We start from the raw sequence: 22,702 nt of genomic DNA on the forward strand, positions 1-22,702 counted from the left end.
GAGCGTCCGCTGCAGCACCGCCCGCAACGCACGAGGACAATGCGAATGCTTGGAGGAGACGGCAAGAGCGCCTGATCATCCATCTGTCTCCAGCAGAATTTCGATACGTCGATTGCTGTCCGAGTAGGGGTTGTCGGGGTCCTTCAACTGGCGATCAGCATATCCTGTGACCCCCTGCACCCGTGCCTCATCGAGGCCGCCCCGCAGGAGCATATAATAGGCAGCGTGAGCGCGCGCTGTGGACAGGCGCCAATTATCATAGGTGCGGCTGCGGAATGGACGAGCATCAGTATGACCGTTGATCTTTATCTTGCCGCTGTGCTCGTTGAGGGTGCGAGCAATGCGTTCCATTGCCCGCACGAGTTCGCCCTTCGGTACTGCGGAACCGATCTCAAACATTCCAAAATTCAGCTCGTCGGTAACCGAAATCACGATGCCCTGATCGCTGGCTACAACCGACAAGGCGTTGTTCAACTGGGAATCCGCACCGAAGGCCTCTCGCAGATCGTGGCTGATTGCTTCTGCCCGCTCGGCGAGTTCCGGTGCGACGGCAGGCGCGGCCTCGGCCACTTCCGGTGCGACGGCAGGCGCGGCCTCGGCCACTTCCGGTAGTGCTGCAGCGTCAACCGATTCTGGAACCTCTACGGCGGCGATCTCGGCTTCGTTTACGAGCAATGCTTCTGTTGGATCGGCAGCCTCGAGTTCTTGAGCGGGTTCGCTAGCGTCATCCGCTTCGCTGAACATTTCCAGATCAGAATCTTCCTGAAATTCGCCTATTTCCTGCGACCAGAAGTCGGGCGCAAATGGATCTCGGTAGGATTCGCCGCCATGTGCTCCTGTGGCAGGACCGCCCGTCTGCGCACCGCCTTCGCCCTTGGCGGAAATGTTCTGAAGGGTGGCGGTCTGCTTGGCGATTTCTGCCAGGACTGCATAGGGATCGGAGAACAGGTGTTCGTCTGACGTCTGCCGCGTTTCCGACATGTCGGAGGAATTGGCGTGGTTCGCAGGGCCCGAGCGCTGGTCAAACGTGTTGATTGGTTCCGTCGCCGCCTTTTCAGCATCCGTGCTGACCTCGTCGCGCGCCGGGTTGCTTTCGTCCGGTTCGCCCAACCCCTTGCTGCTCGGCGCAGTGTTGGTCATCGCCATCGGGTTGAAATAGCTTGCGATGGAAGCCTTGGAAGCCTCGTCCGTGGCGTTGATGAGCCACATGACGAGGAAGAGGCACATCATTGCCGTCATGAAGTCGGCAAATGCGATCTTCCAAACGCCGCCGTGATGCACGTCTTCGTCATCGTGACTGCCACGGCGAACGATGACGATCTCGCGATGCTGGCCGCTATCTACACTGCTCATTCGAGCGCCTCCGCGAGCGCTGCCGACCATTCGGCGAGCCTCGTCTCGACCATGCTGTCGTCAATCGTAACCGACAGATCCAGGCCGGGACCCTCGGTGAAATCGATCTGAGCGTCGTAGTCGGGCAACTTGTCCTTGAGCGCCTGGAAGAGCGGACGATTACCTGAAACCTTAATGCGCACTCCTTCTTCGTCGTGCAGCGCTTCGGTGATCAACGCTGCGAGGCGCTGCAGCGAGCGGTCACGCACATCGTCCGTTAACACAGTCCCCAGAATTCGCGCGCAGACCGCAGAGGTGAGTGCGATCACCCGCTCCTCCATATCTGCTATCGCGGTATGGACGAGAACGGCGGTCTCGTCGGCGTGCCGCCGCTCCAGCACTTCCAGCTCTTCCGCGTGCCGGTCCCGCTCCAGCTGGAGAGCATCCTGGTGCTCTTTTCCCAGCCTCTCTGAGAGTTCAGCTTCCGCCTTTGCTACCGCTTCGGCGACCAGTGCGTCCACATCGACCTCAGGTGTCTGAGGCATGTCCATTGCAGTCGGCAAATCGGGCAGTTCAGCGCCTGTGAACGGGAACCCTGCCGGCTCCGGTAAGGATGTTGGCATGGAGAAGCTTTCGGGCGCCGCATGTTGCGGCGCTCCGAAATCTTTCAAGGCTGCGGCAAGCGCGGGAGCACCCATCAGGCCGCGAGCTCCTGGCTAGCCCATTTGCGCAGGATCAGCGCGGACCGTTCTTCGTTGAGATCAACCATCTGTGCCAGACGATCCTGCGGAGCCGGCTTCAGCTTGAAGCGGATGTCGTCAGCCATGTTGTCCGGGAACGGGCTGCCGCCATAGCCAAGGCCCATGCCATCAACATCGCCGAGCGGATCAGGCAGCTGCAGATTGTCCAGCGGGTTCGGCAGCGACAGTTGCAGTTCGTCGAAGCTCATCGCATCGGAATCTTCCTTTTTGATAACGGCAGCGATCAGTGGGCGCAGGCCGAACCAGGAGAGGAGGAAGACGACAATCACGAATGCCAGTGCGTTGACCATCGTGCCAAGGTGACGGCCGAGGGTCTCTGCCATGCCTGGAGCGGATGCTTCGACGCCGGCGAGACCTTCAAGGAACTCGACCGCGGACACATTGATGACGTCGCCACGCGTTGTATCGAAGCCCGTAGCCGAGGCAACCAGGCGCTCGATTTCGGCGATGCGCTCGGCGATCCGCTCAGGTGTCGCGTCCGCACCGAGAATGGCGGCCAGGCGCTCCTGATTGACGACCACCGCGATTGACAGGCGCTCGACGGAATAGCCGTTGCTGACGGTTGCGACGCGCTTGGAGTTCAGTTCGTAGTTGGTGGTCTCCTCGCGGCGCTCGCGCTGTTCGGACGAGGCCGGACCTTCGGTGGCGGCAAGATCCTCTTCCGGCAGGTTCTGCTGCACGGTGGTCGGGGGGGCTGCCTGACGCTGGTTCGACTGGTCGTTGGCGCGGACAATCTGCACAGACCGCTCGACGCGCGATTCAGGATCGAAGATGGTCTCTTCAATCTGGCGCATATCCGTGTTCACGTCGGCCTTGACGCTGGCTCGGAAGTTTTCCGGGCCAAGGTAGGGCGCGAGCGCGCGGCGGATGTTTTCTTCGATCTGCGTCTCGACAGTGCGCTCGACAGTCAGCGAGCGGGCAACGCTGTTGTTGTTCGGATCATCACCAGCCGCGAGCAATTCGCCCGTGGCGTCAAGAACGGTGACCTTGTCAGCCTGAAGCCGCGGAACCGCTGCGGCAACCATGTGACGAATGGCGAGTGCTGCCTTCATGCCGTCTGCGCGATCAGCGCGGATGACGACGGAGGCGGTCGGGGCCTGCTCTTCTCGGCGGAACGAGGCGCGCTCGGGCATGACGATGTGCACGCGGGCCGACTTGATGCCGGCAATCGACTGGATGGTGCGGGCGATCTCGCCCTCCAGCGCGCGGACGCGGGTCACTTCCTGCATGAAGGAGGTGAGGCCGAATGAGCCGACATTGTCGAAAAGCTCATAACCGGCATTGGAACTGGTCGGCAGGCCACGCTCGGCCAGCAACATGCGGGCCTGGCCGGTCTTGCCAGCGGAAACCATCACGGATGTGCCGTCGCTCGAGACGTCATATCGAATGCCCGCTTCACCGAGCACCATGCCGATCTGGCCGACATCGTTACGGTCGAGACCGACATAAAGGGTCTCGTAGGTGGGGCGATTGAGGTAAAGGGCCGCCGTGAGGACGACGGCAACAATGATCGCGGCTGCCCCGCCCATCATGGCGAGACGCTTGGGTCCAAGACCGCGAAGATTGTCTAGAATTGACTTGATCTGTTCAGGCAAAGCTTCATGCTCCGGAAACACCGAAGCCGACCTTAGGCAATGAAGCTTGTGCGAAAATGATTTCAGGCCGCCCTGAGGACGGCCTGAAATTCGTGGTGAGCGAGAACCAAATCAGCCCTTGAAGAGGGCCAGAATGTTCTGGGCGTTCGAGTTGGCGATCGAGAGTGCCTGGATGCCAAGCTGCTGCTGAACCTGCAGAGCCTGCAGTCGCGTCGACTCCTGCTCCATATCAGCATCGACAAGCTGGCCGATACCACGATCCACCGCGTCCATAATCTTCGACACGAAGTCCTGCTGCGACGCGATCCGGGTCTTGATGGCACCGAGGTCGGACGCGGCGGTGGTTACTGCGCTGAATACGCGCTCAACATTGTTCAGAAGACCACGGATTTCTTCCCCGTTGGCCTTTGAAATGTCTATGCTCAGAATATCCAGCTTTTCAACATCTGCACGCAGCCCTGCGATTGAGATTGCACGCCCAGCCTCGCCCGGTCCAGTAGGGACTGGACCTTCCAGGGTCAGAGCGTTGCCGTTAACGCTAACGGTAAAACCGGAGGTAAACGTGTTAGCGTCATTGATTGCGGCCTCGAGTGCACTTTTCATGAAGCCTGGAGTCGAGAGATCTAATCCGCCAGCGGTGCCCTTAATTTCAATCAGATGGGTGGCCCCATCATAGGACATCTCGAAGGACAGGGTGCTTCCTTCTTTTAGAGTGAGGCCCGTCCAAGTGCCGAGCTCTGTAAAGGCGGCCGCCGGTGTTGGGTCATCCTCACTTGATCCTGATTCGCCGACTTCAAGACCCCCGAGTGAAAAGTTTGCATCAGCGAATGCTACACCGCCGAGGATTCCGCCTGTGCTTGCCGTGTCGGAATTAAAAAGCGCTGTTCGGCTCGTGTCGACGTCAATCGTCCCGAGAGAAATCTCTCCGTTCGAGCCACGTATGAAAGAGGCAACAACTTTCTCGACACTGCCTTTGGAGACATCGAGCCAGTTGCCACCCGAGAAGGTTGCCGACTTCGCATATGTCCTCAGATCGTTCTGAAGCTGCTCGATTTCGGACTGGATTTTATCCTTGTCGACGTCCGGCTGGGAGGCGGCGACGAGTTTGGACTTGATCTTGTCGATGGTCTCCTTGACGGCGTCCATGGCGGTGTAGGCGATATCGACCTGTGCGGCGCCGAGTCCCAGCGCGTCGTTGACGGTGGACATCGCGTTGTTGTCGGACCGCATGGTGGTCGCAATTGACCAATATGCAGCGTTGTGTGCTGCCTCCGAGACCCGATACCCGGTCGAAATACGACCCTGCGTAATTTCAAGGTTCTTGTTGGTTGCCTTCAGGGTCTGGAGCGCGGTCATTGCTCCCGGATTGGTCATGATACTCGACATGGTCGCGACTACCTCTTTGGAGGGTACAAGAGTACAAGCCGGGCTGGTCCGGTATGACGGAATGGCTTCATGCCGCGAACCGGGGCGATTCTCCGTCAGCGTTCGTCGAGTAATGATCCATTAGGGTTAATGCAGCGTAAACGTTTAGGTCTGCCTGGTGGAACATAAGAAAAGGGCCGCCTTTCGGCAGCCCTTTCCAGTTCAGATGCCTGAGCGGTTCGATTAACGGAACAGCGACAGGATGTTCTGGGTGTTGGAGTTGGCGATCGACAGAGCCTGAATGCCCAGCTGCTGCTGGACCTGAAGGGCCTGCAAACGGCTCGACTCCTGCTCCATGTCAGCGTCAACCAGCTGGCCAACACCGCGATCAACCGCGTCCATGATCTTGCCCACGAAATCCGACTGCGAAGCAATGCGCGTCTTGATAGCGCCTAGGTCGGATGCTGCAGTCGTGACCTTCGACAGCATCGTGTCAATGCCCTGCATGTATTCCTTGAGCTGGGCATCGCTTGCGGAGCTAATGTTTACGTCGATTGCATTGAAAAAATTGCCATTGTCGGAACTTTTGGTCCCTGAGATTGCAATTTTCGCTTCCGTACCAGTGGCAACCGTAGAGATATGCCCTGTTGTGCCGTCGACGGTGACATCGCCGGTGGCTCCTACGTCAACACCAGCGTTGGTAAGCGCCGTGGATAGGACTTTCGCCCAAGCTGCCGCATTTGCAATCGCGCCATCGGAGCTGCCTAGCGCGGAACTTACTACGCGGTGGTCGATCCGTACGCTGGTCGCCGCGCCGTCATTGATGGCGATGTTGAACGTAATTGCATCGTCCTCATCGAGCGTCAGGGCAGCGTAGGTGAGGGCGGTGGTGGCTGCGGTGCCAGCGCCCCCCGTCCGAGAATCGTCGTCGATACCACCTGTTGCAGCCAGCGCCTTACCTGCCTGCAGTAGGCCGGGCTCACCGGTTTTGCTGTTGAACAGCGCGGTCTTTGCAGTATCGACATCAATGGTCGCCAGAGAAATCGATCCATCTTCACTGCGGATGAACGACGCAACAACCTGCTGAGTTTCTGCACCATCAACGTCCAGCCAGTTGCCGCCCGAGAAGTTTGCCGACTTCGCGTAGGTCTGGAGATCGTTCTGGAGCTGAGCGATCTCTTCCTGGATCTTGGCCTTGTCGATGTCCGGCTGCTGGGCGGCGACCAGCTTGCTCTTCATCGTGTCCAAGGTGTCCTTCACCGCGTCCATTGCGGTGTAGGCGATGTCAACCTGAGCTGCGCCGAGGCCGAGCGCGTCCTTGACGGTCGACATGGCGTTGTTGTCGGAACGCATGGTGGTCGCGATCGACCAGTAGGCAGCGTTGTGGGCTGCTTCGTTGACGCGAGCGCCGGTGGAGATGCGGCCCTGGGTGGTTTCAAGGTTCTTGTTGGTAGCCTTGAGGGTCTGCAGCGCGGTCATCGCGCCGGCATTGGTGTTGATGCTCGACATGGGAAATATGCCCCTAAAATACTAAACACTGGGACATACCGGGCCTATCCGGTCTGACGGGGCGGCATCATGCCTCTGAGCCGCACAATTGGAGCCCAACCCGTCACGCAAGACGAGTCATAACGCTCCAATTCCTACCAAAGGTATAATGCGCCGAAAGACCGGCCTTGGGCCTTCCTACACGAAGGACCTCACCAGGCTTCCCACCAGGAGGTTCCAGCCGTCGATCAGCACGAAGAACAGGATCTTGAAGGGGAGGGAGACGACGAGGGGGGACAGCATCATCATGCCCATCGACATGGTGATCGTCGCGACGATCAGGTCGATGACGAGGAAGGGCAGGACGATCAGGAAGCCGATCTCGAAGCCGCGGCGGATTTCGGAGATCATGAAGGCCGGGATCAGGACGCGCAAATCAGCGTTCTCGACGGAAATGTCGGTTTGTCCGCGCTCGCGGGCAAGATCTGCGAAAAGGTCGAAATCCTTGTCGCGGACATTGGCGACCATGAAGTCGCGGAACGGGTCGGAGATACGCTCCAACGCCTCGGCCTCGCCGATCTCGTTGGCAACGAGTGGCTGAACGCCTTCGTTCCAGGCGCGGTCGAAGGTCGGGGCCATGACGTAGAACGTCATGAACAGCGACAGGCTGATCAGAATGAGGTTGGCAGGCGTCGAAGCCAGACCCATGCCCGAGCGCAGGATCGAGAAGACGATGATGAAGCGGGTGAAACTCGTCACCATGATCAGGATGCCCGGCGCCAGCGACAGGATCGTCAGCAGGCCGAACATCTGGATGATGGTCCCGATCGTCTGGCCCTCAAGCTGCTCGGTGATGCCACCGAGGTTCAGCTGCTGGGCTGCCGCAGGCGTTGCCGCTGCGATCAGGAGCGCGAGTGTCGTAAGGGCGTGACGGATCATTCGAAAAGCAGTGTCCGGACGAGAAGCTGCTTGACCCTGCCGCCGCTGCGGATGGAAGCACGCTCTTCGAGATCAAATTTCAGGTGCTGGAAGCCGCTGGCGCCTTCCACTTGATAAACCTTGACGGTGCGCAAATAGGCGAGGATGTCCTGCTGCACGATCTGCGCGATCCGGATGTCGGGCTTTCCTTCGAAAACTAGCGACATTTCCATGCGCACCCAGGTGCCGGATGGGCCGGACAGGTTGGTCATGATCGGCTCGAGCTGGACCACGCCAAGGCTGTCGTTAGCTTCGGCGAGGTTGATCTCCTCAGCCGCCGTGACCGGCTCGATCGCGGTGGAAGGACGCGGAGCTTCACCCGAGAGGTAAAGACCCGACCCCCAACCGATGCCACCGGCAACGATCGTCAGGCCCGCCAGCAAGGCAAGCTGAAGAAGGAGCGATGGCTCCTTCTTTTCGGGTTGGGTGTCGTCAAAAATTGCCATGTCCCGTTCCGTTAGAAAGGCAGAACGTTGTCCAGCAATTGCTGGCCGTAGGGCGGTTGCTGCACCTCGGAAATGCGGCCACGGCCACCATATGAGATCCGGGCTTCCGCGATGCGTTCGTAAGAGACCGTGTTGGCCGCTCCGATATCCGAGGGGCGGACGATGCCGCTGATGGTCAGGACACGCATTTCGGCGTTGACCAGAACTTCCTGCGAGCCGTTGATCACAAGGTTGCCGTTCGGAAGCACGTAGGTGACGACGGCCGCGATCTGCAGCCGCATCTCTTCCGAGCGGTTGGTCGTACCGCTGCCCTTGGTGGCGGTGTCAGACTCAACGTTGAACTCAGCCGAACCAGGCGCACTGGTCCATGGCCAGCTTGAGACGCTGGCGCCCAGGCCAAGGCCACGGGTCGCGGTACGCTCTCGCTGGTTCTCGTTGCGGAACCGTGCGCGGTCGTTGATGCGGATTTCGACCGTCAGGATGTCACCTGCGCGCAGTGCGCGTGCGTCGGTAAAGAACTTCGACTGCCGATCATCCCACAACGAGTAGCGCCGCGTATGGGCCTTAGCGGGCTCAGGGTAGGTATAGACAGATTTGGGATCGCCGACGCCATACCCGACCGGAGACAGCTGCGGGATGCGGTTGATTTCTTCGGGTGGTGTCATGCATCCGGCGAGGGCAAGGAGAGCGGACAACGCCATGAGCGGGACGACGGGGCGTGTTCTTGTTGTCATGACGGGTCCTGCCTGCGGGTTGCGCTGGCCATGATGGATGTGAGGGAAGCGGCGGCCTTGGTGTCCATCTCGTTGAGGATGACTCCCGCCTTGCGCGTCTCCAGCTTCATGAGGATCGCCGCGGCGAGTTCCATGTGAACCTGTGCAAGGCGCTCCGCCGCTGCATCAGGGCGCATGCGCGAGTAGATTTCCACGAGATTGTTCTCGGCCTTCTCAAGGAAGTCGTTGCGGCGCTGAAGCCATTCCTCGTACTCGGCGCGCCGCTCTTCAAGCAGGGCGATGCGCGCATCAACTTCCTTTTGCAGTGTTTCCAGCTCGGCGCGCTGAAGTGCGTAGCGGCGGTCGCGTGCAGCATCGGCAATGTTCGAGCAGAACCGTCGCACGTCATCGTCCATTTCGGTGATGACAGGGTTTCCGACCAACGGATCAGCCGTCTCCGCGCTGGCGGGGAGGCTTGCAAAGGACGCCGCGGACAGAATTGCGGTAGCCAGCAGGGAGTGCCTGATCATCTGGAAGCTCGCGGCGAGGGGAACGAGTTTCAATGGCATCTCCTACTGCACGACCAGTTCGGCCTGGAGCGCGCCTGCAGTCTTGATGCCCTGCAAGATGGCGATGATGCTGTCAGGCTTGACGCCAAGACGATTAAGTCCAGACACGAGAGTATCGAGGTCAGGGCCGTCAAGCGTCGCGACACGAGCGTCGGGCTGGTTGATGTCGATTTCCGTGAATGGCTCGACTGCGGTCTCGCCCTTTGAGAACGGATCGGGCTGAACGACGCGCGGCATTTCGCTGATGCGGACGGTCATGGTGCCGTGGCTGATGGCCACCCGCGAAATCCGGACCTGCGAGCCGATCACTATCGTGCCTGTGCGCTCGTCGACGACCACGCGTGCCGGTGCATCCGCCTCGACGACGATGTTCTCGAGCTCGGCGTAAAACCGGGCGGCAGAGATGCCGCTTGGTCGCTGGATTGTAACGGTGCGTGCATCCTGCTCCTGGGCGACGCGGCGACCGAAGCGGTTCATTGCGTAGTTGTTGATCGCGTCGGTGACACGAACTGCGGTCGAGAAATCGGGATTGCGGAGCTGTAGGGTGAGGGCAGTATCGCTATTGAAGGACGCCGGCACTTCACGCTCAACGATAGCACCGTTGGGCACGCGGCCGCCGGTCGGTACGCCCTGCGTTACCGACTCTGCCTCACCTTGTGCCGTGAAGCCGGAGACGATCACAGATCCCTGAGCAACCGCGTAGATCTCACCATCGGGTGCACGCAGGGGAGTCATGATGAGCGTACCGCCCTGGAGCGATGTTGCGTCACCCATTGAGGAGACCGTCACGTCGATGCGGGTGCCGGGCAGTACGAAGGGCGGCAGGTTTGCAGTTACGATGACCGCAGCGACGTTCCGCGCGCGAGATTGGCCACCTTCGGTCGATATGCCGAGGTTTTCCAGCATGGCGCGCATCGACTGCTCGGTGAAGGGCGAGTTCCGCAGGCCATCGCCCGTGCCCTGCAAGCCAATGACCAGGCCGTAGCCGACGAGTTGGTTGTCACGCGAGCTTTGTAGCGTCGCGATGTCCTTGACCCGCGATCTGACGAAATTCTGGCCTGAAAGACTGTCGAAGCTGCGCACCCCGCCATAGGCCGCGCCACCGAACAGCTCTCCAGGAGGCGTCTGTCCGCCTGGCATCTGCTCATCTGCGCTGACCGGCGCGGCAATTGCGAGGGCAAGGGCTACTATTGCAGCAAATGCGCGCCTCATGATGCGGTAACCTTTACGGATCCATCAGCCAGGACAATGCCGGTGAAGACGACGCCAGTGTCGATGTTGCGCACACGGATCAGATCGCCGACGGAGCCATTTTCAAGCGGAACGCCGGAGACGGTGATTTCCAGCGATCCATGTTGGAACAGGGCTTGGACAGTTGAGCCGCGTTCAACCAGCCATGCGTCTCTGACAGAGCCGACGGGGATGAGACGGCCGGGAAGAAGCGTGCGGCGCGCAACTTTCCCGCCAAGGTCGTCGTAGCGATAGATGATGGCAGATGGATCCCTGAGCTTGCGACGCAAGGGGACCGAATCGATGGCTTCCGGTGTGATGACGTCGCCGGGATAGATGATCCTTGTGGGCACCACGACCATCTGCTGCTGCGCATGCGCAGCAGAACTTGCGGCTGCGACGAACAGCAGTGCGATGGCAACAAGTTGCTTCCACCTGGGGGGGCGCATCATGAAACCTATCGAATTCCCTGCGTGATAACGGACGCCATCTCGTCGGCTGCCTTGATGACCTTCGAATTCATTTCATATGCGCGCTGCGCCGTGATCATTTCGGTGATTTCCTTCACCGGATCGACATTCGACGCTTCCAGATAGCCATGTTCGATGGAGCCGAATCCGATCTCACCGGCAAAGCCCAAAGTGGCGTCGCCTGAAGCGGCGGTTGCACGGAAGAGATTGTCGCCGAGGGGATCGAGGCCGGCTTCGTTCACGAAGGTCGCAAGCGCAAGCTGCCCGACAAGTTCGTCGACCAGATTGCCTTCACCGTTGACGGTGGACTGGTAGACTTGGCCGGACTTGTTGACTGAGACCGTGATCGCGTCTTCGTCGATGACAATTTCGCCGCCGTCACTGATGACCGTGTTGCCGCTCGCGGTAACGAGAACGCCTTCATCGTTGGTGTTGAAGGCACCAGAACGGGTGTAAAGCTCTTCGCCGTCTGCACCCTGGATACGGAACCAGCCATTGCCGGCGAGCGCGACGTCGTAGCGGTTGCCGGTCTGGTTCAACGTGCCTTGAGTGTGGACGGCGCGAATGGCCGAGAGCTTCACGCCGAGGCCCACATGTGCCCCTTCTGGAACCATGTTCTGGTTGGCGCGGCTGGGCACGCCCTGCGAGCGCTCAACCTGATAGAGGAGGTCGGTAAACTCGGCGCGGGTGCGCTTGTAACCAGTCGTATTGATGTTCGCGATGTTATTCGCAATCACATCAAGATTTGTCTGTTGTGCATTCATGCCGGTGGCGGCGATTGCGAGTGCTTTCATGATCAGCTTCCTCAGATCGCCATACGGCTGATTTCGAGATAGGAACTGACGATCTTGTCGCGGATGGCGATTGCAGCCTGGAGCGTCTGCTCGGCATTCATCACGGCATCAACAACCTCACGCGTGTTCACGTCCCCCTGGAGCGCTTTAAGCGAAAGCGTCTCCGCCCCGCGCAGCGTGGAGACTGCATTATCGGTCGCAGCTGCAAGCGCTGATGCAAAGCTTACTTCAGGAGTGACATCTGGTGCCTTGGAAGCAGGACCTGTGATGTTCGCCATGCCATCGAGGGCAGATGCGGGACCGGTCTTGCCGACCGAGGTGAGCGCCGGGATCATTACTGGTTCCTCATCAGGTCGATGGTCATGGAGATCAACTCACGCGCCTGCTTGATCGACTGCAGGTTCGCCTCGTAGCTCCGGTTCGCTTCGCGCATATCCGCCATCTCGATGAGGATATTGACGTTTGGCATCTTCACGTAGCCAAACTCGTCTGCAGCCTCATGGCCAAGCATGTATTCGATGCGATAGGCGGACGGATCATTCGAGATCGATGACACTTCAACAGTTCGGGCGCCGGTGAGGCGATCGAGCTCGGCGTTGAAGGTGATGGTCTTGCGCTGGTAGGGATCGGCGCCTGGAAAGTCGCCGGTGGACTGGGCGTTCGCCATGTTCTCCGACACAACCCGGAGGCGTTCGGATTGGGCGCTAAGCCCTGACGCAGCGACTTTAAGGGAAGATACGAGCGGATCCATTCTGATCAACCTCTCGTGGTCATGAGCAGCATGCGGTGGAAGGCCTTCACGATGGCTGTGTTCAGCTCCATGTCGCGGCGAACTTCACCAGATTTCATCAACTCGGTTTCAAGCGTAACGGTATTGCCGGACGGCATGATCGGAACGCTGTCGTTGGCCTGGCTTACGGAGAAACCCGCGCCCGAGTTCGTTGCTGGCAGATGATTCACGTGCGTTGCGCGCATCGCCACGGTCTTCTGGTCCAGCACGGCCTCGAAAGGCTGTACGTCAACAGCGGCATAGCCAGGCGTATTCGCGTTGGCGATATTGCTTGAGACGGCGGTCTGGCGCACGGCAAGCCAGCTTGCCTTCTGAGACGCCAGTTCGAACAGATTAACGGGCTGCATCGCTACTCCTTCGATGAGTAGCGTCACATTAGACAGGCATTCTTGCGCGGACCTTGCGCAGAAGCCAGCTTGCTAGCGGGTGAGGTCGAGTACGCTTTCTTCCGAGTTCACGAGCACCCATTGTCCGGATCGCTTCTCAATAGAAACCACGCGGCTCGCATCGGGAAGCTGGGAGCCCGGCTGGACAACCCAAAGACCGTCCTCATCCTTGATCAGCGCCCGACCGTTTGCAACATGTACCAGGTCGTACCGGATCTTCTCAGCCGGATAAGGTTGGTCTTCCACCGGAACGGCGACAGCCTTTTGGGCCTCTGCTCTGACGGTTGCTGTCGGAAAGAAGTCGAGATCCATCTGGGGTAGCTCTTCCGAGGTGAAGGGCTTGCCGATGGGCGTGAAAGCGATGCCAGGCGACGTGTAGCTCGGACCGCTTCCCTTGTGCGAGAAGGCAAACTCGCGCACACCAAACTTTTCCTGATTGAAAAAGATGTACCACGGGAAGGTTGCGCAGGTGAGGCCAAGACCGATGCCAAACGCGCCGATCATGATATCGACACGGTCATATTTCGGCTTGGACAACGAAATCTCGCTCGTTGCGTCGGCGTTCTTTCGAGCGCCTCGCGAGAATTTCAGTTTACTCAACAGGCTCATCAGCAACTCTTTCCCTGCTTCTCAGGTGGCGTGCGAGATCTGCAAACGGATCGGCGGAAGAGCCGTCCTGTGGTGATTGGGTCAGCGCCTCATAGATGAGCGGAACCTGCTTGACTGCGAGGTCAAGATCCGGATCCGCACCGGGCTGGTAGGCACCCAGCAGCCGGATGTCGCGCGTATCTTCAAATCGGGCAATCAGGCTGCGCAGCTTTGATACAAGCACGCGCTGCTCTTTCGTCCAAGCCTTTGGCGCCAGCCGCGAGATTGACGCCAGCGGATCGACTGCTGGAAAGCGGCCTTGTTCGCCGATCTTGCGGCTCAGGACGATGTGGCCGTCGAGAATTCCGCGAATGGAGTCAGCGACCGGATCGTTATGGTCATCGCCATCGACCAATACCGACAAGATTGCGGTGATCGAGCCATTGCCATCGGTTCCAGGACCTGCACGCTCCAGAAGCTTTGGAAGATCAGTGAAGACAGAGGCAGGATAGCCTCGTGCGACTGGAGGCTCGCCGATGCCGATCGCCGCTTCACGAAGGGCGTGAGCAAAGCGCGTGATCGAATCCAATACCAGGAGGACGCGGTCACCCTGGTCGCGGAAATGTTCGGCGACCCGCATCGCCATTTCCGGCGCGCGCTTGCGCATCATCGCGCTCTCATCGCTCGTTGCGACGACGGCTACGGTCTTTTTCAGGCTCTCCGGACCGATCGTGTCTTCGAGGAATTCGCGCACCTCGCGGCCGCGCTCTCCCACGAGTGCAACGACGACCGTGTCGAAGGCGTCTGCGCTGGCGAGCATTGCGAGGAGCGTTGATTTGCCGACGCCCGAACCAGCAAAGATGCCAAGGCGCTGGCCAAAGCAGATGGGCGTGAAAATGTCGATGACACGAACGCCGGTGCTGAAACCGGTCTCAACACGCTGACGTGCAAGCGCGGGGGGAGGGGTGGAGGGCCGCTCTTCCTTGCCGGCTATCAGCGCACCCTTTCCATCGACCGGCTTGCCGAGCGCATTGATTACCCGTCCGCGCCAGCTGGCGTGCGGGGCAGCCGCCCGCGTCGTCTTGATGAAAACGGCATCGCCGATACCGGCGTCCGGGTTGGTTTCGTACGGCGCGACGAGGACGTCGTCGGGAGAGATCCGGACGATTTCGCCCGAGCGAGGGCCGGAATTTGATCGGTGATCAACCACATCGCCCAAGCGAGCGGCGCCTGAGATGCCGCGAACGCGATAGTGGCTCGGTGAGATTTCGTCGATGCGGCCGCCAGTGCGCAGGAGCATCCGGTCGTTGCTGAACCGTGACATGGCGCGCTCCAGCGCGTGCAACGGGGTGTTGCCGTTGTCTTCTGCCTCAGGCGAAGGTGCGTCCGCGTCCATTCATACTACCTTGGGCCGAGCGTGGAAATCGCCTGGTCGAGCGCGGATTCGCTATCGCGCAGGAGGGCTGACACCTGCTCGAAGGCGCGCTGCACCTGGATGAGGCGCGTGATCTCCATGACCGGATTTACGTTGGAATCCTCAACGAAGCCCTGGGCGACCCCAACGTCGATCCGATCAACGATCGGCACAGGCGGGCCCCATGGAACGACACCGGAATTGCCGAAACGGGTGAAATCCAGGCCCGGCTCGAACTCGAACAATCCGATGGCAGCAACCAGTTCACCGTTCTGATGCAGTGTACCGTCTGCGGAGGCATCGGGTGCACCGGCGAGCGGGTTGAGCAGGATCGGAGCACCACCCGGATCCAGGACGGGGTAGCCTTCCAGCGTCACCAGTTCTCCGGTGGGCAACATCGTGAAGCGGCCGTCGCGGGTCATGATAGGCCCTTCGGGCGACTGAAACGCGAACCAGGCATCTCCTTGGACAGCGAAATCGAAGGGGTTGCCCGTCTGCCGCATTCCGCCAGTTTGCGTGGACAAATAGGTTTCACCAGAGGAGACGAAGGCGACCGACTTGTCGCCGAGCCCACTCAACACATCCTCGAATTTCACGCCCGTCGCGCGGTAGCCGACCGTGCTCACATTGGCGACGTTGTCCGCGATCGTGTTCAGCCGCTTTTCAAGTGCGACCTGCGAGGACAGGGCAACGTAAAGTCCGTTCTCCAAGGCGAAGTCCTATCGTTTGAGCGACGCAATTGCGAACAAGGTGTTGGCGGATATGCCGAATTGCGCGGGTGGGGAGAAGAGGTTCAATGCAAGTGACTGAGGCGTCACTGACGGGTTCGCAATCTCCCACATGGAAGTAAAACGCGTCAGGAATTTCTCGAGCTTTTCAGGGTCCTGGAAATCCTTGATGTCGAGTTTCTTCTCCAGCATCTTGACCTGCTGGTCGACATCAGCCTGTGCGATGGCAGCGGGTAGTCCAAGGGCGGTGCGAACAACTTCGGCGAGCGCTGGATCGCCAAGGATCGAGTAGAATGACTTAATCTCCGACACCTTTCGGGAGAAATAAAGCGCCAGACGGACGCCTTCATTCTCCATACCGGCGTTTTCCTCAAGGGTCTGGCGGGCGTATTTGGAAACTGTCAGATCCTGCGCAGCGACGAAGGTGGTCGTGCTTTCGCCGTGGCTGCTGAAATCAAAGGCAGCCGCTAGCTTTTTGACGTTCTCATCCTTGTGCTTGTTCGCGGGGCTGTCCGGGTCGCTCACTCCGCCGGACAAGATGGAATGCAACTGCTCGCGGCTCAGACCGGCATCTTCAAGCCGGTATGCGCGCAGAGTGTAGTTCAGCAGGCGGGCATCGGACAGAAGGTCATCGATCGCTTTGACGTTGCCGATGTTCTCCCTGAAATAAGCGGTTTCCTGCTTCGCGGTCTCGGTCTCGGGAAACGTGCCGTTGCCGGTCGCACGTGCGACATAGTTGGAAATCGTGGCATCGCGCGCAGCGTTGTAGGTGGTGGCCTCTTCGCCGTGTGCTTCGAAATTGAACGCTTTGACGAACTCGGCATAACGCTTGTCGGTCAGCTTGTTGGCGAAGCTGCCCGGGTCGGAAACGCCTTCATTCAAGGCTTTCTTCATGAACGCCTTGGCGTAGGCCATGTCCTGAAGGTTGAAGGCCTTCATCGCGTAGTTGAAGAGACGCGTATTGTCGACGAACTCGTCCACCGACTTCACATTTCCGATGTTCGCCAGAAAGTATTCGGAGTCGCGCTTGACGATAGGCTGCTTCTCGATACGCTGAATCGACTTGTCGATGTCGCGGGTAATTAGCTTGTAACTCGTAAATGTGCTGACCACGCGCGCCCCCAGCATATGAATGGACCCAGCAAGCCTAGCCCCAAATGCTTGCGCGAAGCTGAACGTAATCGGGCGTATTTAGGAGTGCCTTTCAAGCCTCGCGCAAGCCATAGCCGCTACTGAACATGGCTATGGAGCAGCAGAGGGTGCGACTGTGGGCATACTGATTGGTTTTGTAGTCATTTTCGGCTGCGTCCTTGGTGGCTACATGGCGATGGGCGGCCATCTCGCCGTCTTGTTTCAGCCTTGGGAGCTTGTGATCATCGGCGGTGCCGGACTGGGCGCCTTTCTGATCGCCAATCCCATGGCCATCGTTAAGGACACCGGTCGGGCGATGATGGAAGCATTCCGTCAGGACGTTCCTACCCAGCAGCACTATCTGGAGACGCTTGGCGTTCTGCATAGCCTGATGCGCGAGCTGCGCACGAAGTCTCGTAACGAGGTCGAAGCCCACATCGACAACGCCGAAGAATCCTCGATCTTTCAGGCATATCCCCTGGTTCTCGCCAATAAGGACCTCACCAACTTCATCTGTGACTATTGCCGGATCATCATCATTGGCAACGCCAGGCCCTTCGAAATCGAGGCGCTGATGGATGAAGAGATACACACCATCAAGCATGACAAGCTGAAATCCTACAACGCTCTGGTTGTTCTCGCCGATGCGTTTCCTGCCTTGGGAATCTGTGCGGCAGTGCTTGGGGTCATCAAGGCGATGGGGGCCATCGATCAGTCGCCAGAAATTCTGGGTGGTCTCGTTGGCGCGGCGTTGGTGGGCACGTTTCTTGGTATTTTTCTCAACTATGCTGTCGTCGGCCCGATTGCGCAGAAGGTGAAGCTTGTCCGCGACAAGAAGAACCGGCTCTACATCATCGTGAAGCAGACGTTGTTGGCATACATGAATGGCTCGCTACCACAGGTTGCTCTTGAATTTGGTCGGAAGACGATCTCCGCCTATGATAGGCCGTCGATCGATGCGGTGGAGCAAAGCACGCTTCTGGCGCTTGATCAGCGAACCGCAGCGTGATGACCGGCGGAGCGCATGAAGTCATGATCACCGGCAACGAAACAGCCGCACCTCGCAGCCCGATTGTCGAGCGCCTTATCGGCGCGATGGGCGAGCCCGATCATCTGATAAAGTCGGCGCGTTCGCTTGGCCTTCGGGCCTTGCCGGCTATTCGCGAGAGCCTCAACGAGCAGGTGTCCTATCCCATCGAGATCGAGATGGAGGAAGTGTCGTTGGCCCGTATGGCTGACGCGCGAAGGGCTGGTGTCGACAATGATGCGCTCGTGGTTGCGTCGTCCGCGACGTCACCTGACGCGCTGATGCTTATTGCGGATTCGGACGCGATCGCGTTGCTGGTCAGCGCATTGTTCGGGGGCAATCCGGAATTGCCGGTTTCGCCGATCGAGCGTCCGCTGACGACGATCGAACTCGACCTGGCTTCCGTCGTTTTCGAGGCGGCTGCCAAGGCTCTGAACGGGTCGGGCGTCCGGGCGCTCTCGATCAAGTTTCCGATGCAGTCGGCGATCTCAGGCAAGGATCTGCGCAAGCTGGTAATTCGTGATGGACCGGCAGTGCGCATCTCCTTCACCCTGATGGCTCCATCCGGCGAGGGACGTTTCACCGTGATGATGCCGCAGCGCGTTCTGCTTCTTCACCGAGGCGATGCTTCCGCCGCGGTGGCCGAGCAAGAGCAGCCCGGCGAAGTCTGGCGCGAGCGTTTCGGTGAAGAAGTGATGCGTTCCTCGGTCAAGCTGGTGGCCACGGTGCCGCTGGCACGGATGACCCTCGGCGACATTTCACGCATGTTTGTCGGGCAGGTGATCGAGATGTCAGAAAATGCACCGACCAGTACCAAGCTTTCGGCGCGCCGAAAGCCGCTGTTCACCTGTGAATTTGGCCGGTTAGGGCAGAACTACACCGTACAGATCACTGAGCCCTATGATGCGGGCAAGGAATTTATGGCCGGGCTGGTACCAGCCAAGCAGTAAAATGGCCGACGGCATCCAGCCGGTAGGAGAAGAACATGAGCACAACGAATCCGGACTTTGCGAATCTGGGTGATCTGGGAAGTTCAGACGCTTTCGATTTCAGCGCGCTTGGCGGTGACGCCTCGACCGATCCGCAGGAACTCGAGCTCAACAAGGCTATAGAAGAGCTCCGTGGAGTTCTTCACGACGAAGAACCTGTGGACAGTCCAAAGCCGGCGACAGAGCCGCAGCCTGCAAATGCTAGCATCATCATGGATATTCCGGTGGACGTTCAGATCGTCCTTGGAAGTACGGAGATGGCAGTTTCGGAGCTTATGGCTCTGCAGAAGGGCTCTACAGTCGCGTTGAACCGGCGCGTCGGCGAGGCTGTGGATGTTGTTGTCAACGGGCGTCGTATCGCCTGTGGCGAGATCACGGTGCTTGAGCACGATCCTTCTCGCTTTGGTATCAAGCTGACGCAGATCATTGAGACTGCCAAGCCAGGATAAGCGGTATATTCTCTAAAGTGACGAATCGGGGAATGGGTTGGGAATGAGCCTTGAGGGCAAGCTGACAAAGGCTCAGAAAGCTGCCGCTGTGCTGGTTGCCATGGGCAAGCCATCAGCTGGCAGGCTTTTGCGCTTTTTCAAGCACGAAGAGCTGAAGGCTTTGATCGAAGCGGCGCGCCAATTGCGGACGATTCCGCAAAGTGAGCTTGAGAACATCGTCGCGGAGTTTGAGGAAGAGTTCACTGAAGGTGCGGGTCTTCTCGATTCCGCTGATCAGATGGACACTATCATCAACGAGTCGCTTTCCGCTGAAGAGATCAGTGCGCTGATGGGGTGGGGCAAGCCATCTCTGATGAGCCAGGAAGCACTGCCGATCTGGCCCGAGCTTGCCGAGCTTTCCGCAGAGCGTCTGCATGCCCTGATCAAGGAGGAGCATCCGCAGACCATTGCGATGGTGTTTGCCAATCTCGACTCGGAACCTGCCGCGAACGCGCTGCTTATTTTCGACAAGAGAGAGCGTGCGGAGATTCTCAAGCGCATGCTTGCGATGACGACCGTTCAGCCTGCAGCGAAGCAGTTGGTGGAGAACCAGCTTCGCATTCGTCTCACCGCTGATGGACGCAGCAAGGATGCCTCAACCGGGCAGGCCAAGGTTGCGAGCCTTCTCAACGAGCTCGACAAGAGTGTCCTGGACGAAATCGTATCCGACCTTGAGGCGACGGGCATCGAGGGGGTCGATGAGGTCAAGGCGCGGCTCTTTACCTTTGACGATATCGTCCTCCTCGACATCAAATCCCGGATTACACTTTTCGACGGGATTTCAGCGGAAGCGGTTACGCTGGCACTTCGTGACGCGCCGGCCGAACTTGTCGAAGCCGTCCTTTCCTCTCTCGGGGCGCGGGCGCGCCGTATGATTGAGGCCGAACTGTCGGTGCCGTCAGATGCTGCGACACCTGCGGAAGTCGCCGCTGCCCGCAAGCGTATTTCTGGCATGGCGATCAGCCTCGCTGCGAATGGCGTCATCGATCTGCCTGCGATGCAGAACGCTGCCTAGCGACACACTTCCCGGTTCTGATGCCGGGAGTTGCGATTCAGCGCGCCAATGTGTGGTGGCGTCGGACGTGCAGCACAATCAATGCCTTCATTTCCGTCTGACGAGGCTGCGTCGTGACCGACGAACCGGATAAAGACAGCAAAACAGAAGAGGCCACGGAAAAGAAAATCCGTGATGCTGTCGAGAAAGGTCAGCTTCCCTTTGCCAGGGAGGTGCCGGTCGTTGCCTCCTTCCTTGCAATCCTGGTTTTTACAATCTTTCTGGCTCAGCCCGGAGCGGTGAAACTCAGCACGTTCCTGTCGATGTTCATCGAAAGGCCCGAGGCGTGGTCGCTCGCGACGGAGCATGACGCGATCCTTCTTTACCGCCATATCTTCCTGGAGATCGCCAAACTTCTGGCCGGTCTGATGGCGCTTTTGATCCTGTTCGGCCTCTCTGCATCGATTTTCCAGAACATGCCGAGAATGGTGCTGGATCGTGTGCAGCCCAAATTCTCGCGCGTTTCTCTCAAAGGCGGGTGGAGCAGGCTCTACGGTGCGAAAGGTCTTGCTGAATTTGCGAAGTCGCTTGGAAAGCTGACGCTGGCAGGCACTGTTCTGGCGCTGGGGCTGGGGGAGGCGCAGACTCGACTGCTCTCAGGCATGATTACTCAGCCCGAGGCATTCGGTGCGGTCATTCGCGAAATGGCAATCGAAATCCTCGTGTCGATCACCGCCATCATGGTCGTGATCGCGCTGATCGACGTGGTTTGGACCCGATTTCACTGGCGTCGCGACCTGCGGATGACCAAGCAGGAAGTGAAGGATGAGATGAAGCAGTCGGAGGGCGACCCGATCATGCGGTCGCGGCTGCGCTCGCTTCAGCGTGATCGTGCTCGTCAGCGAATGATGGCCGAGGTGCCCAAGGCGACGCTGGTCATTGCCAATCCGACCCACTATGCGATCGCGCTGCGTTACGTGCGCGATGAAACGGCTGCACCTGTTGTCGTCGCCAAGGGGCAGGATTTGATTGCGCTCAAAATACGTGAAATCGCCGAAGCGCACGAAATTCCGGTTTTTGAGGACGTTTCGCTCGCCCGCTCCATGTACGATCAAGTTTCAGTGAGTAGTGTGATCCCGCCTCAGTTTTATCAGGCGGTGGCCGAACTTGTGCGGCTGCTTTACGCAAACAAGGACTCCAGGACTGGTCAGGTGGCGCAATGAACCGTCAGCTTCATTCTTCAGCCCGCGAGATAATCGTCGCCGACGCCATTGCGGATGTCGTCAGCGAGCTGCGCATGGTCGATGTGGGAGACTATATCGCTTACATCCGGCTCGAGCGCTTCGCCAGCGTGGCCGATCTGGTTGATGCTGCAGCCGAGCTTTATTTTCAGCCTGGAACGCTTAAGCTGGGACATGGTGGTGATGCCATTGTCACTTGGGAAAACGCGCCTCGGATCATCCTCGATCTCGAATTGCGACCGCAGGGTGTAACGATCTATTTCGCGCTCACCTTGACCGATGAGCTCGCGTCCATCGAAGTCCACTACGTCTGGTTTGACAATCCTTCGGACGATCCGGAGGAGAATAACCAGTTCCTGAAAGATGCGCTTGAAGGTGCGCGGATGCGCAAGAGCGTGCCGCTACCGGCCTTCGACTAGTCGAGTTGCGTTGCGGCTGGCGAGCGCGTTAGGCAATCATCCCGCAACGCAGCGCCTTGGCGACCGCGTGGATCCTGTTCACCGCGTTTAGCTTCTGCGTCGAATTGGTCAGGTACTGATTGGCGGTGTGAACGGACAAGCCCAGTGCGGTTGCGATCTCATCGCTGGTGAGGCCATTTGCCGTCAGTCGCAGGCATTCAAGCTCCCGCTTCGACATTGGACGTTGGGTGTTGCCGTCCTGTTTCCGCAGCTGAGCCACCTGTGCGAAGATTTCGAAGCACGCAGCATGCGCCTCGCACAGCGTGTCCTCGTCAATCGACATGTCGTTGCCGGCAAAGACGATTGCGCCATTGCGTCGGCCGTCACTGGACACCGGGAAGATGATGATGGAGCTGCCGGTTACCGGAGGCACAGCTTCGATGCTCCAGACTCTCGCGCTGGCGTCCAGGAAGCTGGCCGCGCCTTTTGCGCGCCACCACATCGGGCATGTTGTGGTGCTCACCTGCCGCCCGAAGTTCGCAGTATCAGGGCCAGTCAGCGCACGGGTCAGCGAGGATATGCCAGGGAATGTTTCGTCAAACAGAGGCACCAGCCGGCGCGCATCGCCCTGAGCGGCGGCAAACAGGAGGGTGAAGCCTTCGGCGCCGAGTTTCTCCGCAAGGTCGTGGCACAAATCTACTGCCTCGACGAGCGAGCCGATCTCATCGCGGTCGTGCGACAGTTCTGGCGTCTGGTCCGTGAATTTCGCGCTGACCATCTGGTTCAT

26 protein-coding genes are annotated in these 22,702 nt (G+C 59.1%); 6 read left to right on the forward strand and 20 right to left on the reverse strand.

Features of this window, described 5'->3' with window-relative positions; translation table 11 throughout:
* Nucleotides 1–75 precede the first annotated feature (75 nt).
* From IOD40_RS03535 to IOD40_RS03625, 19 genes are all read right to left on the reverse strand, one after another.
* Nucleotides 76–1,353: a MotB family protein gene (locus IOD40_RS03535; protein WP_198474414.1), complete on the reverse strand. Its 1,278-nt coding sequence runs from the start codon at nt 1,351–1,353 to the stop codon at nt 76–78.
* The gene (locus IOD40_RS03540; RefSeq protein WP_198474416.1) at nt 1,350–2,030 is read right to left on the reverse strand and encodes a hypothetical protein; all 681 of its coding nucleotides are present in this window, start codon (nt 2,028–2,030) and stop codon (nt 1,350–1,352) included. Before IOD40_RS03540 ends, IOD40_RS03535 begins: the two co-directional genes overlap by 4 nt.
* A complete protein-coding gene (gene fliF / locus IOD40_RS03545; protein ID WP_198474418.1) occupies nt 2,030–3,688 on the reverse strand; it encodes a flagellar basal-body MS-ring/collar protein FliF in 1,659 nt (552 codons plus the stop codon). Before fliF ends, IOD40_RS03540 begins: the two co-directional genes overlap by 1 nt.
* A 111-nt stretch (nt 3,689–3,799) precedes the next feature.
* Nucleotides 3,800–5,074: a flagellin N-terminal helical domain-containing protein gene (locus IOD40_RS20270; RefSeq protein WP_198474420.1), complete on the reverse strand. Its 1,275-nt coding sequence runs from the start codon at nt 5,072–5,074 to the stop codon at nt 3,800–3,802.
* Between the two features lie 222 nt (nt 5,075–5,296).
* Nucleotides 5,297–6,562: a flagellin N-terminal helical domain-containing protein gene (locus tag IOD40_RS20275; protein ID WP_198474422.1), complete on the reverse strand. Its 1,266-nt coding sequence runs from the start codon at nt 6,560–6,562 to the stop codon at nt 5,297–5,299.
* A 177-nt stretch (nt 6,563–6,739) separates the two neighbouring features.
* Nucleotides 6,740–7,480 (reverse strand): flagellar type III secretion system pore protein FliP, encoded by a 741-nt coding sequence (gene fliP, locus IOD40_RS03560; protein ID WP_198474424.1) that lies wholly within the window; start codon nt 7,478–7,480, stop codon nt 6,740–6,742.
* Nucleotides 7,477–7,965: a flagellar basal body-associated FliL family protein gene (locus tag IOD40_RS03565; protein WP_198474426.1), complete on the reverse strand. Its 489-nt coding sequence runs from the start codon at nt 7,963–7,965 to the stop codon at nt 7,477–7,479. The genes fliP and IOD40_RS03565 overlap by 4 nt, the downstream gene beginning before the upstream one ends.
* Before the next feature lie 11 nt (nt 7,966–7,976).
* Nucleotides 7,977–8,699, reverse strand: coding sequence for a flagellar basal body L-ring protein FlgH (flgH, locus tag IOD40_RS03570; protein WP_198474428.1), 723 nt, complete (start codon nt 8,697–8,699; stop codon nt 7,977–7,979).
* A complete protein-coding gene (locus IOD40_RS03575; protein ID WP_198475297.1) occupies nt 8,696–9,208 on the reverse strand; it encodes a MotE family protein in 513 nt (170 codons plus the stop codon). The genes flgH and IOD40_RS03575 overlap by 4 nt, the downstream gene beginning before the upstream one ends.
* A 42-nt stretch (nt 9,209–9,250) precedes the next feature.
* Nucleotides 9,251–10,459 (reverse strand): flagellar basal body P-ring protein FlgI, encoded by a 1,209-nt coding sequence (locus IOD40_RS03580; RefSeq protein WP_198474430.1) that lies wholly within the window; start codon nt 10,457–10,459, stop codon nt 9,251–9,253.
* The gene (flgA, locus tag IOD40_RS03585; RefSeq protein ID WP_233713833.1) at nt 10,456–10,929 is read right to left on the reverse strand and encodes a flagellar basal body P-ring formation chaperone FlgA; all 474 of its coding nucleotides are present in this window, start codon (nt 10,927–10,929) and stop codon (nt 10,456–10,458) included. The genes IOD40_RS03580 and flgA overlap by 4 nt, the downstream gene beginning before the upstream one ends.
* Nucleotides 10,930–10,934: 5 nt before the next feature.
* Nucleotides 10,935–11,741, reverse strand: coding sequence for a flagellar basal-body rod protein FlgG (gene flgG / locus IOD40_RS03590; RefSeq protein ID WP_198474432.1), 807 nt, complete (start codon nt 11,739–11,741; stop codon nt 10,935–10,937).
* Nucleotides 11,742–11,752: 11 nt separating this feature from the next.
* Complete coding sequence (locus IOD40_RS03595; RefSeq protein WP_198474434.1) at nt 11,753–12,076, reverse strand: flagellar hook-basal body complex protein FliE; 324 nt, start codon at nt 12,074–12,076, stop codon at nt 11,753–11,755.
* A complete protein-coding gene (flgC, locus tag IOD40_RS03600) occupies nt 12,076–12,492 on the reverse strand; it encodes a flagellar basal body rod protein FlgC (protein WP_198474436.1) in 417 nt (138 codons plus the stop codon). The genes IOD40_RS03595 and flgC overlap by 1 nt, the downstream gene beginning before the upstream one ends.
* A 5-nt stretch (nt 12,493–12,497) precedes the next feature.
* Nucleotides 12,498–12,878 (reverse strand): flagellar basal body rod protein FlgB, encoded by a 381-nt coding sequence (gene flgB / locus IOD40_RS03605; protein ID WP_198474438.1) that lies wholly within the window; start codon nt 12,876–12,878, stop codon nt 12,498–12,500.
* Nucleotides 12,879–12,950: 72 nt separating this feature from the next.
* The gene (locus IOD40_RS03610) at nt 12,951–13,526 is read right to left on the reverse strand and encodes a hypothetical protein (RefSeq protein WP_198474440.1); all 576 of its coding nucleotides are present in this window, start codon (nt 13,524–13,526) and stop codon (nt 12,951–12,953) included.
* Nucleotides 13,510–14,901, reverse strand: coding sequence for a flagellar protein export ATPase FliI (gene fliI, locus IOD40_RS03615; protein WP_198474442.1), 1,392 nt, complete (start codon nt 14,899–14,901; stop codon nt 13,510–13,512). Before fliI ends, IOD40_RS03610 begins: the two co-directional genes overlap by 17 nt.
* A 5-nt stretch (nt 14,902–14,906) precedes the next feature.
* A complete protein-coding gene (gene flgF / locus IOD40_RS03620; RefSeq protein WP_198474444.1) occupies nt 14,907–15,629 on the reverse strand; it encodes a flagellar basal-body rod protein FlgF in 723 nt (240 codons plus the stop codon).
* Between the two features lie 9 nt (nt 15,630–15,638).
* A complete protein-coding gene (locus IOD40_RS03625; RefSeq protein ID WP_198474446.1) occupies nt 15,639–16,760 on the reverse strand; it encodes a DUF1217 domain-containing protein in 1,122 nt (373 codons plus the stop codon).
* A 154-nt stretch (nt 16,761–16,914) separates the two neighbouring features.
* On the opposite strand from IOD40_RS03625, the gene motA reads away from it, so the two are divergent.
* From motA to IOD40_RS03655, 6 genes are all read left to right on the forward strand, one after another.
* Nucleotides 16,915–17,787 carry a flagellar motor stator protein MotA gene (gene motA / locus IOD40_RS03630; RefSeq protein ID WP_198474448.1) on the forward strand — a complete coding sequence of 291 codons (873 nt, stop codon included), beginning with the start codon at nt 16,915–16,917 and terminating at the stop codon, nt 17,785–17,787.
* A 23-nt stretch (nt 17,788–17,810) separates the two neighbouring features.
* Nucleotides 17,811–18,755 carry a FliM/FliN family flagellar motor switch protein gene (locus tag IOD40_RS03635; RefSeq protein ID WP_198475301.1) on the forward strand — a complete coding sequence of 315 codons (945 nt, stop codon included), beginning with the start codon at nt 17,811–17,813 and terminating at the stop codon, nt 18,753–18,755.
* 35 nt (nt 18,756–18,790) lie between these two features.
* Entirely contained in the window at nt 18,791–19,243 is a 453-nt protein-coding gene (gene fliN, locus IOD40_RS03640; protein ID WP_198474450.1) for a flagellar motor switch protein FliN, read from the forward strand.
* 43 nt (nt 19,244–19,286) lie between these two features.
* Nucleotides 19,287–20,297, forward strand: coding sequence for a FliG C-terminal domain-containing protein (locus IOD40_RS03645; RefSeq protein WP_198474453.1), 1,011 nt, complete (start codon nt 19,287–19,289; stop codon nt 20,295–20,297).
* Between the two features lie 113 nt (nt 20,298–20,410).
* Nucleotides 20,411–21,499, forward strand: a complete 1,089-nt coding sequence (gene flhB, locus IOD40_RS03650) for a flagellar biosynthesis protein FlhB (protein ID WP_198474455.1) — start codon at nt 20,411–20,413, stop codon at nt 21,497–21,499.
* Nucleotides 21,496–21,936 carry a hypothetical protein gene (locus tag IOD40_RS03655; RefSeq protein WP_198474457.1) on the forward strand — a complete coding sequence of 147 codons (441 nt, stop codon included), beginning with the start codon at nt 21,496–21,498 and terminating at the stop codon, nt 21,934–21,936. Before flhB ends, IOD40_RS03655 begins: the two co-directional genes overlap by 4 nt.
* 28 nt (nt 21,937–21,964) lie before the next feature.
* Here the strand turns inward: IOD40_RS03655 and IOD40_RS03660 are convergent, their stop codons facing one another.
* The gene (locus tag IOD40_RS03660) at nt 21,965–22,702 is read right to left on the reverse strand and encodes a helix-turn-helix transcriptional regulator (RefSeq protein ID WP_198474459.1); all 738 of its coding nucleotides are present in this window, start codon (nt 22,700–22,702) and stop codon (nt 21,965–21,967) included.

The sequence above is a fragment of the Aquamicrobium zhengzhouense genome, assembly GCF_016124105.1.
Classification (GTDB): Bacteria; Pseudomonadota; Alphaproteobacteria; order Rhizobiales; family Rhizobiaceae; genus Aerobium; species Aerobium zhengzhouense.

Excerpts from the sequence above, each read along its gene's own strand:
- IOD40_RS03535 (WP_198474414.1), bottom strand. The coding sequence starts at position 1,353 with ATGAGCAGTGTAGATAGCGGCCAGCATCGCGAGATCGTCATCGTTCGC.
- IOD40_RS03565 (WP_198474426.1), bottom strand. The coding sequence starts at position 7,965 with ATGGCAATTTTTGACGACACCCAACCCGAAAAGAAGGAGCCATCGCTC.
- IOD40_RS03655 (WP_198474457.1), top strand. The coding sequence starts at position 21,496 with ATGAACCGTCAGCTTCATTCTTCAGCCCGCGAGATAATCGTCGCCGAC.
- fliI (WP_198474442.1), bottom strand. The coding sequence starts at position 14,901 with ATGGACGCGGACGCACCTTCGCCTGAGGCAGAAGACAACGGCAACACC.
- flgH (WP_198474428.1), bottom strand. The coding sequence starts at position 8,699 with ATGACAACAAGAACACGCCCCGTCGTCCCGCTCATGGCGTTGTCCGCT.
- flgA (WP_233713833.1), bottom strand. The coding sequence starts at position 10,929 with ATGATGCGCCCCCCCAGGTGGAAGCAACTTGTTGCCATCGCACTGCTG.
- fliP (WP_198474424.1), bottom strand. The coding sequence starts at position 7,480 with ATGATCCGTCACGCCCTTACGACACTCGCGCTCCTGATCGCAGCGGCA.
- IOD40_RS03575 (WP_198475297.1), bottom strand. The coding sequence starts at position 9,208 with ATGATCAGGCACTCCCTGCTGGCTACCGCAATTCTGTCCGCGGCGTCC.
- flgG (WP_198474432.1), bottom strand. The coding sequence starts at position 11,741 with ATGAAAGCACTCGCAATCGCCGCCACCGGCATGAATGCACAACAGACA.
- flgC (WP_198474436.1), bottom strand. The coding sequence starts at position 12,492 with ATGGATCCGCTCGTATCTTCCCTTAAAGTCGCTGCGTCAGGGCTTAGC.
- IOD40_RS03635 (WP_198475301.1), top strand. The coding sequence starts at position 17,811 with ATGATCACCGGCAACGAAACAGCCGCACCTCGCAGCCCGATTGTCGAG.
- fliN (WP_198474450.1), top strand. The coding sequence starts at position 18,791 with ATGAGCACAACGAATCCGGACTTTGCGAATCTGGGTGATCTGGGAAGT.
- IOD40_RS03610 (WP_198474440.1), bottom strand. The coding sequence starts at position 13,526 with ATGAGCCTGTTGAGTAAACTGAAATTCTCGCGAGGCGCTCGAAAGAAC.
- flgB (WP_198474438.1), bottom strand. The coding sequence starts at position 12,878 with ATGCAGCCCGTTAATCTGTTCGAACTGGCGTCTCAGAAGGCAAGCTGG.
- IOD40_RS03595 (WP_198474434.1), bottom strand. The coding sequence starts at position 12,076 with ATGATCCCGGCGCTCACCTCGGTCGGCAAGACCGGTCCCGCATCTGCC.
- IOD40_RS20275 (WP_198474422.1), bottom strand. The coding sequence starts at position 6,562 with ATGTCGAGCATCAACACCAATGCCGGCGCGATGACCGCGCTGCAGACC.
- IOD40_RS20270 (WP_198474420.1), bottom strand. The coding sequence starts at position 5,074 with ATGTCGAGTATCATGACCAATCCGGGAGCAATGACCGCGCTCCAGACC.
- IOD40_RS03580 (WP_198474430.1), bottom strand. The coding sequence starts at position 10,459 with ATGAGGCGCGCATTTGCTGCAATAGTAGCCCTTGCCCTCGCAATTGCC.
- IOD40_RS03660 (WP_198474459.1), bottom strand. The coding sequence starts at position 22,702 with ATGAACCAGATGGTCAGCGCGAAATTCACGGACCAGACGCCAGAACTG.
- IOD40_RS03540 (WP_198474416.1), bottom strand. The coding sequence starts at position 2,030 with ATGGGTGCTCCCGCGCTTGCCGCAGCCTTGAAAGATTTCGGAGCGCCG.
- IOD40_RS03645 (WP_198474453.1), top strand. The coding sequence starts at position 19,287 with ATGAGCCTTGAGGGCAAGCTGACAAAGGCTCAGAAAGCTGCCGCTGTG.